Source organism: Glycomyces tritici (assembly GCF_030403505.1).
On sequence record NZ_JAUEMJ010000014.1, the window covers coordinates 1 to 13,685 of the forward strand.

A 13,685-nucleotide genomic window follows, 5' to 3' on the forward strand; every position below is an offset into this window, starting at 1 on the left:
CTAGGCCGTGTTTGAGAATTGAGGAAGCCTCCGGTTGAATCTGTTGTGCTGCAACAAGATCCGCCGGAGGCTTCAATTGTCGAGCGTAACAGCACGCAGGGACCTGACCAATAACCAGTGGGAACGGCTTCGACGCTGGCTACCCGAACCCTCCAGGCTCGGCCGACCGATCGCCCGCAGCCGCCGAACCCTGGTCAACGGGATCGCCTGGCGGGTTCGGACCGGCTCGCCCTGGCGGGACCTCCCGGCCCAATACGGGCCCTGGGCCACGGTGTACTGGCTGTTCTGCGCCTGGCAGCGCTCCGGCACCTGGCTGCTGATCTGGCGAGCGCTCCAAGCCCTCGCCCGCGACCAGCGGCACCTGACCTGGGAGGTCGGCATCGACTCGACCACTGCCAGGGCCCACCTCGCCGCCGCCGGAGCCCGCCGTCGAACCCTCGCCGGCGAACCAGCCGATCACGCTCTGGGCCGCTCACGCGGCGGCTGGTCGACCAAGCTCCACCTCGTGGTCGATACCAGCGGACACCCACTCGCCGCGCTCGTAACCGCAGGTCAAGCCAACGACAGCCCGCAGATGATCCCGCTACTGGAGGCCGTCAGCGTCGCCAGGATCGGCGGCGGCCGGGCCCGCCGGCACCCCGACCGGGTCCTGGCCGACCGCGCCTACTCATGCCGGTCCAACCGTGAGTGGCTGCGCCGCAAGCAGATCAAGGCCACCATCCCCGAACCGGCCGACCAGATCGCGAACCGGCAACGGCGCGGGGCCCGAGGCGGCAGGCCACCAGCGTTCGACGCTGACCGGTACAAGGACCGCTCCGGCATCGAGCGCGCCATCGCCCGCCTCAAACAACACCGCGCCGTCGCCACCAGGTACGACAAACTCGCGGTCCGCTACCTGGCCACAGTCCAGATCGCCATCATCATCAACTGGCTCCGCGACTTACCAAACACGGCCTAGCGGGGGCTCGTTTGGGGCGTTCGCGGTCCTGCTCGGCGGCCTAACGGGGGTTTCGGGTGTCGCGGGGGTCAGCGTCGTGGCGTAGGCGCGGATACGTTCGTGCGCGGATGCGCGGTCGCGCCTGAGGCGGCGATGGTGGTGTCATGTTCAAGCTTCGCCGCCCCGCGTACCGGGCTTTCGTCATCGTCCATGTGGTCTCGTCCGTCGCCTGGCTCGGGTTGAGCCTGTGCCTGCTGGTGCTGGGGGTGTGGGCCGTGGGGGCGGGTGATCCGGCCGGGCAGTATGCGGCGGGTACGGCGATGTCGGTGCTGGCGGGGGCGCTGGCGGTGCCGTTGGGGGCTACGGCGCTGGTGTCGGGGGTGGTGCTGATGCTGGGCACGAAGTGGACGGTCGCGTACACGTGGGTGCTGGTGAAGCTGGTGGCCACGGCGATCACGTTCGCGTTGACGGTGCTCTTGCTGCGGCCGGGCCTGGCGGCGATGGCGGCGTCGCTGGATCCTGAGCGGTTGCAGGTGCTTGACGATCAGGTGTTGGCGGCGCCGATCGTGTCGTCGTCGGTGTACCTGGGTGCGGTGGTGCTGTCGTACGTCAAGCCGTGGGGACGGCGAGGCGCGGCGCGCGTGCCGGGCCGAGTGCCAGTGCCCGCTCGTAGTGGGCGATGAGGGCGTCGCCTTCGGCCTCCCAGGTGCGGTTCTGGACTTTGCGGCGGCCGCGTTCGCCCCATTGGCGCAGGAGGTCGCGGCGGCCGGCGAGGGCGTGGGCGGTGGCGGCCAGCGCGGGGGCGTCGCCGGGCGGGAAGTGGGTGCCGTCGACGCCGGGGTCGACGAGTTCGGCGGCGCCGCCGGCGTCGACGGCGATGACGGGGACGGCGGAGGCGTGGGCTTCTTGGATGGTCTGGCCGAACGTCTCGAAGGGTCCGGTGTGGACGAAGAGGTCGAGGGAGGCGTAGAGGCGGGAGAGGTCGGTGCCGTGGAGGGCGCCGAGGAAGGTCGCTTGCGGGAGGAGGCGTTCGAGGGCGCGGCGCCGGGGTCCGTCGCCGGCGATGACGAGGCGGAGGCCGGGGGTGGCGGCGAGGTCGGTGAGCCAGTGGAGCTGCTTCTCGCGGGCGAGGCGGCCGACGTAGCCGACGAGGAGTTCCCGGTCGGGGGTGAGGGCGTCGTGGAGGGTCTGGTCGCGGTAGCGGGGGTGGAAGCGTTCGGTGTCGACGCCGTGCGGGAGGACGGCGAGGCCGCCGATGCCTTGGGCGGCGAGGGCTTTGGCGGTGCATTCGGAGAGGGCGAGGTTGACGCGGGCGCGGGAGTGGATGGAGCGCAGGCGGTGCCAGACGAGCTGCTCGAAGGCGGTGAGGTGGTAGGCGCGGGTGTAGGCGGGCAGGTCGGTCTGCCAGACGGCGACGGTGGGGATGCCTCGGCGTTCGGCCCAGGCGGCGGCGCGGGCGGTGTACCCGAAGGGGCTGGCGAGGTGGACGACGTCGGGGCGGTGGGCGTCGAGGGCGTCGTCGAGGGCGCGGGTGGCGAGTCCGGCGCGGAAGTGCTTGTAGGCGGGGATCTGGATGGAGGGCACGTGGACGACGGGCCAGTCGAAGGAGGGGCGGGGTCCGGGCCCGGGGGCGGGGGCGATGACGACCGGTTCGATGCCGCGGGCGGCGAGGTGGGCGGCGGCCCGGGCCACGGAGCGGGCGACGCCGTTGACCTGGGGCGGGAATGACTCGGTGACCAGTGCGACTCTCATGGACAGAGCGTAGGGGGGCGGGTGGGCGGGTGGGGGAACCCGACATGGCCCGGGACTGAACCGCAGCCGATATTCCGGGCCGGGCGGGTGCGGCGGGGTGCCCGGGCCGGTGGCGGGGCAGGGCGGCGGGTGGTGGTGGGGCGGTGGGGTTCCGGGGGTGCGGGGCGGGCGTGGGCGACTTCGATGCGGGGTGGTGTCGTACCCGCGGGGTACGTATTGGAGGATGCAGCAACCGGCTGGCCCAGGGCCGGCCCGCGGGTGCCGTTCGCCAGGACGGTGTCCGCCGCAACCTTGTGAAGGAGCCCCCGATGTCACTGTCGAGTGCCGACATCGCTCATCTCGAAGCGGTGCTGGCGCAAGGAAAGAAGCCGAAGGTGGTGTTCACCGACGCCGCCGGGCAGGTCGCCGGGCGCGCCGGGAAGGTCGTCGCCCTCGATCCGGCCGGGGTGGACGACTTCGTCCATGTCGCGTTCGGGTCCGACGAGCTGTCGTTCTCCGCCGCCGAACTGCGCCTGCCCGCGCCCGGTGAGGGCGCGCGGCGCGCGCCGCGCCAGCGTGCGAGCGAGCCCAGTGAGCCGGTCGCGCCTTCGGGTCCGGGCCTGCTCCCGGAGGAGCCCGCGCCGAAACCGAAACCTGCTGTGAGTGAGAGGAAACCCGTGACCGCACCTGAGGTGTCTCAGCCCGCCGTCGCCGCTGAGGCTGCGGCGGCCCCGAAGAAGAAGGTCGCCCGGCCGCGCGCCGCCGCGGCGAAGCACCCGGAGCTCTCGATCACGTTGACCTATGAGGACGGCGAGTGGTCGGTCGCGGCCACGCGCGGCGCCCGCACGGTCGTCAAGGGCGCCAAGGTCGCGCACTCGAACGCGCTGGCGATGTGCCAGGCGGCGGGTTCGGACGAGGTCGCCGAGGTCGTTGACGAGGTGGTCGAGAAGATCCGCTCCGAGGCCGCCGAGGAGGCGTCGCGGCTGCGCCGCCAGCTGGAGGAGGCCGAGGCGCGCCTCGCCGAATTGAAGTAGCGCAAGCGAAGACGGAATGCCGACGGGCCCGGTGCGATGGTGCACCGGGCCCGGCTGTGTGCGCGTGAAGGGTTCCGTGGCGGTCTTCGGGGGCTCGTCGCTGCCGGGGTATGCGGGGCCGGTCCCCCGCCGTGCGGCGAGGTGTGCGGTGGGGTGCGGCTGTCGTGGCGGTGTTCCGGGAGGTCCGGGATGCGGCCTTCGCGGTCATCGGGGCCGGCGGTCGACGGTGCTCGACAGTGGTCGACGGTGGTCGGGGGTGTGCTCGGAACGGGCTTCGCCGCGTAGGGCATGCCCCTTCCCACCCGCATCCGCCTCCGACCAACCGAAAAGGACCACCCTCCCACACGGGTCCGACACTCGAGCGTTATCACAGGTCAGGGCTGATGTTCGGGTGGTTCGGTCGCGGGCGCCGAAGATTCTGCCGATGCGTCTGGGGCTGGAGGCCGCCGGGAAGCCGCGGGCGCCGGAGGGGCCGATGCGTCCGATGTGGGGGGTTCCCCCGGGTGGTTCAGTCTCTGGCGTGCTTGATGTAGATCATGACCGCTTCGCGGGTGGTCTTGACGCCTAGGGACTGGCGGGCGGCGGCGATGCGCCGGTTGGCGGTGCGCAGGGACACGAACTCGGCTTCGGCGGCGGCGGCGATCGTCGACCCGGCCGCCAGGCGCCCCAGCAGGGCCCGCTGCTCGGCGTCGAGGTCGAGGCCGTCGGCGGCTTCGGCCTTCCCGGGGGTGAGCCCGAGGGGCCCGATGCGGCGCAGGTCCGCCGCGAGGCTCAGGGCCAGGGCCCCGGTCGCCACCGCGACGATCCCGGCCCCGCGGGCGGCGGCGAGGACCGCTTGCGAGGCGGTGTGGTCGTCGCCGACCTGCCCGTGGCACACCAGGTGCCGCTCGGCCAGGTCCCAGGCCGGTTCGAGGAGGGCGAACCCGCGGTGCGCCGCCCAGCCCGCGGCCGCGCAGCGGCGCACGATCGCGTCCGCGTCGCCGGACGCGCCGACCACGTGCAGCGGCACCTGCTCGCCCATCACGCCTCACCGCCGTCGGCGGCCGTGAGGATCACGGCCGCCTCGGTGCGGGTCTTCGCGCCGAGTTTGCGCATGCCCGAACGGATGTGGGTCTCCACGGTCTCGGCGGTGATGCCGAGGATCTCGGCGATCCGCCGCGACGGGTGCCCGGAGGCGACGTGGCGCAGCACCTCGCTCTCGCGGTCGGTCAGTCCCCCGCCGCCGCGCGCCGAGCGGCGGTCGCGGCGCACGTCGTGCTTGCGCAGGCCCCGGCGGGCGCGCCCGGCCAGGACGATCAGGCCGTGCTCGTCGGCGATCCGCTCCGCCGCTTCCAAGGCCGTGACGGCCGCCTTCGCGTCCCCGGCGTGCGCGGCCAGCGCCAGGAGGCAGCGGACCTGCTCGCGGGCGGCCAGGCCGTCCCAGGCGGTCGCGGCCTGCGCGAACGGGCCGGGCGCGGCCTTGTCCCACGCCGAGAGGGTCGAGGCGACCGGGACGGGCCACGGCGTCATTTCGGCGGCGACCGGTTCGGTGCCGGTGTCGTAGGCGATCCACCGGCCGGTGATGTGCGCGAGTCCGCCGACCAGGCCCGGTCGTGCTTCGGGCGCTTCGGGTCCGGGCTGGCCGTCGAGCCAGGCGGTCTCGTGCTCGAGCCAGGAGACGAGCCCTTCGAGGGCGGCCGGGGCGTCTTTGAGGCGCGCCAGGCGGGCGCGGGCGGCGCCGAGGGCGCCGGTGTCGGCCTCGGCGAGGGCGATCGCGGCGTCGATGAGGGTGTCCGCGACCGCCGGCAGGGCGTGGTCGGCCAGGGACTGGGCGGCGGCGATGACGTTGTCCAGGCCGGTGCCGGACAGGACCAGGCACCAGGCGGCGGCGGCGAGGAACCGGGTCTGCCACGAGTAGGCGCCCGCGGCCCCGGCCCGGTCGGCCGCCTCGTGGGCGACCGCTTCGGCCTCGACCAGGCGGGCGGCGTCGGCGAGGGCGATCACCCGCGACCAGGCGCACCAGAACGCGGTCGTCGCGTCCCCGGCGTCGCGCGCGAGCGCTTCGGCGAACGCCAGCGCGTCCGGGTCGTCCCCGGCGAGGGCGGCGGCCAGGCCCGGGTGGGCGAGGTCGGGGTGGGCCTCGCGCAGGGCCTCGGCGAGGGCGGCCTTCTCCGAGGGCGGGGCGCACAGGAGCCGCAGCTGGTCGGTCTCGGGTCCGGCGGGGGCGTGCGCGAGGGCCGCGCGGGCCTGCGCTGATTCGCCGAGGGCCAGGAGGGCCCAGGCGCGCGCCAGGGCGGTCTCGCCGTCGTTCGCGGCGTGGTCGAGGGCGGTGTTGCCGTTGGCGGCGCTGTCGAGGACGGCCAGGGCCGCGCGGGTGCGGCCGGCCGCGAGTGCGGCGCGGGCGGCGGGGACGGCGTGGGACGGGTCCAGGTCGGCGGCCAGCAGGAGCGCTTCGGCGCGGGCCTGGGGACCGGCGGTCTCGGCCGCGGCGAGGGCGGTGGCGAGGGCGCGGTCGGGGAGGCCGGCGGCGTGGGCGTGCCGGGCCGATTCGACGCCCATGGTGGCGTCGGCGAGGTGCTCGTGCATCTGCAGGCGGGCCTCGTGGTCGAGGATGCCGGCGGCGACCTCGGCCATCCACGGGCTGGCCGCGCGCAGGTGGACGCCGTCGGGGACGGCCAGGCCGGCCTCTTGGAGGACGGCGGCGCCGTCGCCGAGCAGGCTCGGGTGCGCCGGGCGGCCCAGCAGTCCCAGGGCGGCGAGCGCGGTGCGGCCGGCGCGGGGCAGGTCGGCGATCGCGGCCGCCGCGGCGGCGGCGGGGTCGCCGGGGTTCTCCAGGTCCAGGTCGGTCTCGCCCGCGTCCAGGTGCGCGGCGCGTTTGGCGAGCGCGGTCAGGGCGAGCGGGTTGCCGCCGGCGCGGACGGTGAGGGCCGCGGCGCGGGCGGGCGGCAGTGCGGGTGCGGCCTCGGCGACGAGGCGGGCGGCTTCGGCGTCGGTCAGGTCGGGGACGGGGATGACGGTGGCGCCTGCGAGCAGTCGCGCGAGCGCGGCCTCGGTGAGGCGGTTGGGGGTGCGCAGGGCGGCGGCGACGGGGAGGCGCTCGGCGAGGACGGGGAGGACGGCGAGGGTCGCGGCGTCGCACCACTGGAGGTCGTCGATGACGAGCAGGCCCCCGCGGGTGCGGGAGTACACGGCCTCGGCCAGCAGCGGGAGGTCGTCGGCGGGCATGCGCGCCCGCGTGGCCCGTTCCAGGGCGAGCGCGGGGGCGCCGGAGAGCATGGCGAGGCCGCCGCCGGCGTGCACGGGGCGTTTGGAGGCCTGGGCGAGCCGCTCGAGCAGGCGGGTGCGGCCGCAGCCGGGCGGGCCGGTGACGACCACCAGGCCCGGGCCGGCCAGCGCCGCGGCCATGGCGTGGAGCGCTTCGTCGCGGTCGCCGCGGCCGGGGTCGGCGGGCACGGTGTCGACGCGTGGTCGGGCCAGACCGGGGGTGGGCGGCGGGGCGGCCAAAAGAGGGCTCCTTACGCTGTGGCACGAATGGGGGAGGCGGCCGGGCGGCTGCGGTTTGTATCGTCGTCCTTGTCGACGGAGCGCCGACGCCTCTCATGATATTGCGGAACCTTCGATGCCGCAGACCGGCGTCGGCGGCGAGGTGCCAAGTGAACGATGAGAGGGCGGACGCAGGAGCATGGTGGCAGGGCAACTCACCACGAGTGTGGCGGGCATGTGCGAAGAGCTGGCCGGCAAGGTCAGCAGCGCGTCTCGTCCCGTGGTCGAGGAGGTGGCCTCCAGGCTCGGTCAGCCGTTGCGCGTCGCGGTCGCCGGGCGGTTGAAGGCAGGAAAGTCGACACTGGTCAACGCGTTGATCGGGCGCCGGGTGGCGCCGACGGCGGCCGGCGAGTGCACGCGGGTGGTGACCCAGTTCCGGTACGGCCCGGCCGACCGGGTGGATGTGGTGGCGCGCAACGGGACCAAGCACGCGGTGCCCCTGGACGCGAACGGGATGATCCCGACCACGCTGCCGATCCCGGCCGACGAGGCCGCGATGATCGACGTGCAGCTGTCCTCGGACCGGTTGCGGGACTTGACGGTGGTGGACACGCCGGGTCTGCAGTCGGTCAACACCGACATCTCGGATGCGGCGCGCGAGATGCTGTTCGCCGCGCCGATCGCCGACGACGTCGACGACGACTCCCGCGCCGCGGTCGAGTCCGCCGAGGCGATCATCTACGTGTTCACGCAGCAGGTCCGCGCCGACGACGTCGAAGCGCTGCAGGCGTTCGCGAAGGCCTCGCAGCAGCTGTCGTCCTCCCCCATGAACGCGTTGGGCCTGTACAACAAGGCCGACAAGCTCGCGCCGGGCCCGGGCCAGGACCCGTGGCCGGTCGCCGGTCCGATCGCCGGGGACCAGGCCGCGGTGCTGCGCCGCTCGGTGTGCGACGTGGTCCCGGTGGTGGGGCTGCTGGCCGAGACCGCCGAAGCGGGCCTGCTGACCGCCGCCGACTGCGAGGCGCTGCGAACCCTCGCCGGGCTGGACGAGGACAAGCGGGCGCTGATGCTCGCCTCGGCGGGCCTGTTCCTGTCGACCGAGGGCCCGGTGGACCGCAACCAGCGCCAGCGCCTGCTGGAGCGGCTCGACCTGTACGGCATCCACTTCGCGATCGCGCATCTGGGCGCGAACCCGCACTTGGCGACCGGCGAGCTGGTGCGGCTGCTGTTCGCGGCGTCGGGGTTCCCGCGGCTGCGCACGACGCTGCACCAGATCTTCGGGGTCCGCGCCGACGTGATCAAGGCCGGTTGGGCGCTGGCCCGGTTGGACGCCGCCGCGGCGTCCGGGCCGGCCGCCGACCGCGACCTGCTGCGGGGCGCGGTCGAGTCGATCGTCGCCCGCCCCGAGTACCACCGGCTGCCGCTGCTTGAGGCCGCCGCTCAGGTCACCACCGGGCAGGTCGCCCTGCCCGAGGCCATGGAGGCCGAGGTCGCGCGTCTGGCGCTGACCGACGACGCGAGCGTCGTCCTCGGCCTGCCCGGTGAGGCGCGCCCGCAGCTGCGGCGCGCCGCCATCGAGGCCGCCGCGCGCTGGCGGGCGTTCGCCAACGGCGGCGCGACGCCGTCCCAGGCGCGGGTGGCGAACGTGGTGCATCGTGGTTTCCATCTACTCGCCCAGCGGCTCGGATGAGCCCCGGAACTCGGCCCCAGCGCGGGACGCCTGCACGACCTAAGGAGAGCATTGTGACGAATCGACTCGGCGGACCGCTGGTGGGAGCCCTCGTGGGCTTCGCCGCCGCCGCCCTTGGCGCGGTGTTCCTCACCGGCGGGTTCGATCCGGTGACTTTGGCCGTAGGGGCCGGGTCGGTGCTCGTCGCCGCGATCGTGGCCGTCCTCACCGGACGGTCGATCGCGTCCGCTCCGGCCGGCCCGGGTCCGGTCTCGCCGCCGGCGCCGCCGGTCTCCGGTGCGCCGTTCGCGCCCGCCCCCTCGGGTCCGATCCCGGTGCAGCAGCTGCAGGGGCCCGCCCAGGCCGCCCAGGCCATGTCGGACCGCAACGCGCTGGTCGAGGCGTGCATCTGGATGCGCGACCGCGCCACCTCCCCCGCGCTCGCCCAGCACTTGGACGGCGCGTTCGCGAAGGTCGGCGTGGCCCAGGTCGACGCGACCGGGCAGCGGTTCGACCCGTCGGTGCACGAGGCCGGCGGCACGATCGCCGCCGGGTCCCCGGCCGAGGACGGCATCATCGCCCGCACCGAGCAGATCGGGTACACCGACCGCGGCCGCCTCCTGCGCCACCCCATCGTCACCGTCTACCGCGGCCAGGTGCGGGCATGACCGACACCGCCACCCCGCCGCCACCGGCCGCGAAGCCGGCCCCGGCGAAGAAGGCCGCCGCCCCCGCCAAGCCGAACCCGGCCCAGCAGATCCACAAGCTGTGCGTGCGCGCGGCCAAGGCCGGCAACGCGAGTCTGCGGACCGTGGACGCCAAGGCCGCGGCCGAAGTGGACGAGGTGTCGCGCTGGCAGCCTGACAAGCCGGTCGCCGTCGTCGTCGGTGAGACCAAGCGCGGCAAGTCGTCGCTGGTGAACGCCCTCCTCGGCATGCCCGGCCTGTCTCCTGTGGACGCCCAGGTGGCGACCACGGCGTACCTGGAGTTCGCGTGGGCCGAGCAGGCGTCGGTGCGCGCCTGGCAGCCGGGCGCGGCCGACCCGATGCTCCTGGGCGTGGGCGACCTGCGCAACTGGGCCACCCGGCTGGGCACGATGCCCCCGGGCATGGTGCCGCCGCGGCGCATGCTCGTGGGCCACCCGTCGGCGCTGCTCAAGCACATGTCCGTGGTGGACACGCCCGGCACGGGCGGGCTCGACCCCGACCACGCGCAGATCGCGCTCGAAGCGGTCGGCCGGGCCACGTGCCTGATCATGGTCACCGACGCGTCCTCGCCGATGGCCAAGACCGAGCTGGACTTCCTGACCGAGGCCTCCAAGCGCGTCAACTTCGTGGTGTTCGCCCTGACCAAGACCGACACCTACCCCGGGTGGCGCACGGTCATGGAGGAGAACCGGTCGCTCATCGAGGCGCACGCCCCGCGCTTCCGCAACGCCCCGCACTACCCGGTGTCGGCGATGCTCGCCGAGCACGCCCTCAACTCGCAGGGCCCCACCCGCCAGGCCCTGGCCAAGGAGTCCGGGATCGGGAAGATGCAGCGGGCCCTGGTCAAGGTCGCCACCGCCGGCAAGGCGCTCGTGGCGGCGAACGTGGTGCGCGCGGTGCGCACCGAGTTCCAGCGGCTGTCGGTCTCGGCGGCGGCCGACATGAAGGCCTACGACCCCGACCCTGAGGCGGCCAACCGGCTCAAGGAGGAGAAGAAGCAGGCCCTCGCGCTGCGGCGCACCGAGACGAAGAAGGCGAACCTCGCGCTCCGCGTGGAGACCCAGCGGGCCAAGATCGAGGTCCAGGGCCGCCTGCGCACCCACCTGCAGGAGCTCGAGGAGGCGCTGCTCGACGAGGTCGAGAAGGCCAACAAGGCCACGCTCGAATCCCTGCCTGAGCGCGTGGACATCGCCCTGCAGGGCATCGCCGCCCGGCTCTCGGGCGAACTGCACCAGCGGTTCGTGCTCCTGGCCGAGCGCGTGCTGCGGCAGGTGTTCAACGACGACGAGCTGCGCCAGGCCACCAACTCGATCTCCGCCGGGCTGCGCACGGCCGCCTCCGGGCGGGCCCGCCGCGGCGACAATTCCGACGGCGCGCTCCTCGTGGCGTCCTCGGCGGGTGTCGCGATGATGGCCGGACGCGCGGTCACCATGGGCGCCGGTGCGATCGGCCTCGGCGCCGTCGCCGGGATCGGGGCGATCGCCCTGACCGCCTCCGGTGTCGGCATCGGCATCGCCGCCGCCGGGTATCTGCTCTACCGCCGCAAGATCCAAGGCAACCGCGCCGCCGCGAAGCAGTGGATCCAGCGGGTCATCGCCGAGGCCCGGGCCAATCTCAACGAGGAGATCAGCTTCCGGTTCACCGAGGTCGAGTTCGTGTTCAACTCCACCCTGGACGACGCCCTCGAGCGCCGCGCCGCCGAGTTCGACGCGCGGATCTCGGCCGCCGAGAACGCCCAGAAGGCCGACCAGGCCGCCCGGGCGAAGAAGCAGGCGGCGCTCAAGCAGCGCCGCGACTCCATGGCCGCCAAGGTCAAACAGCTCGACGAGGTGCTGGCCAAGGCCCGCACCCTCGTCCCAGGCGAGGAGGATGCGTGATGGATGAGTTCGACGCCTTCGAGCCCGAAGGCAACGCGGACTTCGACGCCGACGGCCTCGACGACGACGCGGACGCCCCCGCATTGGACGAGTTCGACGACGGGGAGGTTCCCGGCGACGAGGACCTCGACGCGTTCGCGTTCGAAGGGGCCGACACCGACTTCGAGAGCGACGACGCGCTCGAAGAGGACTTCACCGTCGACGCCGAATACGACGACGAGGCCGAGGACGAGCCCGCCGGCGACGAGACGGCCTACGCCGCGACGTACGAGGACATGCTCGTCGACGAGGCCGACAACCCGCCGAGCTTCCCGCCCGAGCTGGACCTGGACGTCCCCGAGCCGGTCGACGGCTACCCGTGGGTCGACCTGGACGTGCTCGGCTCGGCCGAGTCCGAGCCGTGGGTGAACTCCGGCAGCTCGGTCGAGGCCTCCGAGTACGCGATCGCCGACGTCGACGACCCCGCCGCGACCGCACTCGCCCGGTTCTGGCAGGGCTGACCGGCTGCACGCGCGGGCCGGCCCCGGCACGCCGCCCGCCGCAGCGGTCACCGCGCCTCGACGGCGCTCGCGAGCCGATGCGCTCGCCACGGGTCGCACGGGACCGGCACGGCACTGTGGGACTGGCTTCCGCAATGGCGGCCGATGCGAGTGCGCACTGTCCGATGTCGCCTCCGTTGGACTCGGCGGCAATGGGGCGCCGAATGGGACGCCGGCCCCGGCGAGCGCACGTTCGGCTTCAAAGACATTGACGCGTAAGGGATGCGGCGTGCGAACGGAGTGCGGGCAGTCCCACTCGGCGGAGCAATGTGACTCCACTGTGTCACTGCGGTCCTCGCGCGCGGCACCGAATGAGACGCATCCGTATGAAAATGTCTGACCTGGCGACACCCGAAGCGGCAATACGGCGGTAGATTGACTCCATTACCGTCGAGACCGACGCCCGCCTCCCCTCTCGGGCACCGGCCCGTCCCCGCACGAACGACCGGGAGCCGCGTGGTGAACGAACCAGACCACTACCGCGTCCTCGGGGTGAGCCCGCAGGCCCCGAAGGCCGACATCCAAGCCGCCTACCGCCGCCGCCTGCGCGAGACCCACCCCGACCGCGGCGGCGACGAAGACGAGTTCCACCTCGTCCAAGGCGCCTGGGAGACCCTCTCCCACCCGGGGCTGCGCCGCGAATACGACCTGCTGCGCTTCGGCCGCCGCGCCGCCCGCCGCTACGGCAAGGCCGCCGCCAAGCCCACCCACCGCAAAGTCCGCGGCTGGAACGTCGCTCCCGCACCGCAGTCGGCCGCGCAGGGCTTCCCCACCGAAGGCGCCCTCGTCGCCGTCCCCTGGCACGCCCGCCTGCGCCTCACCAGGCCCGTGCACCGTCCCTCCAGCTGGGCCGCGGCCGCGTTCACGGCGGCCGTCACCGCCGTATGGGCCTTCTGCGGACTCGGCTACCTCGGGCAGGCGTTCGCCGCCGACGGCTGGCTGTTCCTCGCCCTCGCCATCCCCGTCACGATCGCCATCGCCATCATCGTGCTCGTCCAGACCAGCCGGGCGCTCCGGCGCCGGCCCGACACCGCGCCGAACCCGCCCACCGGGCGCCTGGTCATCGCGTTCCTGTTCGCCACCGCCGTCATCTGGCTCGCCGGGCTCTCCACGCCCTGGGGCTGGGCCCTGGGCCTGTACGTGCTCACCGGCACCGCCTTGGCGTGGACGGTGAAGCGCCTGCGGTACACGCTCGCACTGCGCCGCTCCGTGGGCGGGGCGCTGCGCCAGTTCAACGCGTTCGGGCCCGTCGGCACCCGCCCCAAGGCCGACCGGTCCACCGGGAAGCTCCTGCGGGAGGTCCTCACCAACCTGCCCGCGGCCCGGCTGTTCGTGGCGCTGCCGGTGGACACGGAGACGCGCGTGCCGCACGCGATCGTCTGCGGCGACCGGATCGCCCTCTTGTGCGCGCCGGTCGGACGCGACAGCGCCGATGTGGACTCGGTCAACCTCGCCGAAGCCGTCAAGGCCCTCGACGCGGCGCTGCCGGACGCGAACGTGCAGGGCTGGGTGCTGTGGCCGACCCTCCCCGAGACCGCCCGCGCAGGCGAGACCGCGGCCGTCCACGACGTCGCCGTGGGCCAGGCCGCCACCGACATCGGACTGTGGCTCGCCGCCGCCGGCTCCGTCTACGACCTGCCGGTGCTCCAGTCGCTGCGCATGCGCCTCGCCGCGATCCCGACCCCGCGCACCGGCGACCGGACGCCCGCCGTGCGCACCTAGGACCGGC

General features: G+C 74.0%; 11 protein-coding genes. 8 read left to right on the forward strand and 3 right to left on the reverse strand.

Translation table 11 applies throughout. The features are described 5' to 3' along the window. The first annotated feature begins 76 nt into the window (after positions 1-76). Both QWI33_RS27580 and QWI33_RS27585 read left to right on the forward strand, forming a co-directional pair. Positions 77-958, forward strand: coding sequence for an IS5 family transposase (locus QWI33_RS27580; RefSeq protein WP_289958707.1), 882 nt, complete (start codon positions 77-79; stop codon positions 956-958). 143 nt (positions 959-1,101) lie between these two features. After that, positions 1,102-1,620, forward strand: coding sequence for a hypothetical protein (locus QWI33_RS27585; protein ID WP_289959909.1), 519 nt, complete (start codon positions 1,102-1,104; stop codon positions 1,618-1,620). Here the strand turns inward: QWI33_RS27585 and QWI33_RS27590 are convergent. Then, positions 1,547-2,689 (reverse strand): glycosyltransferase, encoded by a 1,143-nt coding sequence (locus QWI33_RS27590; RefSeq protein ID WP_289959910.1) that lies wholly within the window; start codon positions 2,687-2,689, stop codon positions 1,547-1,549. The two genes, QWI33_RS27585 and QWI33_RS27590, sit on opposite strands and share 74 nt — an antisense overlap. 308 nt (positions 2,690-2,997) lie before the next feature. Between QWI33_RS27590 and QWI33_RS27595 the strand changes: the two genes are divergently transcribed. After that, positions 2,998-3,702: a hypothetical protein gene (locus QWI33_RS27595; RefSeq protein ID WP_289959911.1), complete on the forward strand. Its 705-nt coding sequence runs from the start codon at positions 2,998-3,000 to the stop codon at positions 3,700-3,702. 508 nt (positions 3,703-4,210) lie between these two features. On the opposite strand, the gene QWI33_RS27600 is transcribed toward QWI33_RS27595, so the two are convergent. Continuing rightward, positions 4,211-4,723 carry a LuxR family transcriptional regulator gene (locus QWI33_RS27600; RefSeq protein WP_289959912.1) on the reverse strand — a complete coding sequence of 171 codons (513 nt, stop codon included), beginning with the start codon at positions 4,721-4,723 and terminating at the stop codon, positions 4,211-4,213. Beyond that, entirely contained in the window at positions 4,723-7,185 is a 2,463-nt protein-coding gene (locus tag QWI33_RS27605; protein ID WP_289959913.1) for a LuxR C-terminal-related transcriptional regulator, read from the reverse strand. The genes QWI33_RS27600 and QWI33_RS27605 overlap by 1 nt, the downstream gene beginning before the upstream one ends. Before the next feature lie 178 nt (positions 7,186-7,363). On the opposite strand from QWI33_RS27605, the gene QWI33_RS27610 reads away from it, so the two are divergent. The 5 genes from QWI33_RS27610 (at position 7,364) to QWI33_RS27630 (ending at position 13,678) form a co-directional block, all read left to right on the forward strand. Beyond that, positions 7,364-8,854, forward strand: coding sequence for a dynamin family protein (locus QWI33_RS27610; protein WP_289959914.1), 1,491 nt, complete (start codon positions 7,364-7,366; stop codon positions 8,852-8,854). Between the two features lie 53 nt (positions 8,855-8,907). Continuing rightward, on the forward strand, positions 8,908-9,501 hold the full coding sequence (locus QWI33_RS27615) for a nucleotide exchange factor GrpE (protein ID WP_289959915.1): 594 nt from the start codon (positions 8,908-8,910) through the stop codon (positions 9,499-9,501). Continuing rightward, the gene (locus tag QWI33_RS27620) at positions 9,498-11,417 is read left to right on the forward strand and encodes a dynamin family protein (protein ID WP_289959916.1); all 1,920 of its coding nucleotides are present in this window, start codon (positions 9,498-9,500) and stop codon (positions 11,415-11,417) included. The genes QWI33_RS27615 and QWI33_RS27620 overlap by 4 nt, the downstream gene beginning before the upstream one ends. After that, a complete protein-coding gene (locus tag QWI33_RS27625) occupies positions 11,417-11,917 on the forward strand; it encodes a hypothetical protein (RefSeq protein ID WP_289959917.1) in 501 nt (166 codons plus the stop codon). The genes QWI33_RS27620 and QWI33_RS27625 overlap by 1 nt, the downstream gene beginning before the upstream one ends. A gap of 498 nt (positions 11,918-12,415) precedes the next feature. Continuing rightward, on the forward strand, positions 12,416-13,678 hold the full coding sequence (locus QWI33_RS27630; RefSeq protein WP_289959918.1) for a J domain-containing protein: 1,263 nt from the start codon (positions 12,416-12,418) through the stop codon (positions 13,676-13,678). Positions 13,679-13,685 lie beyond the last annotated feature (7 nt).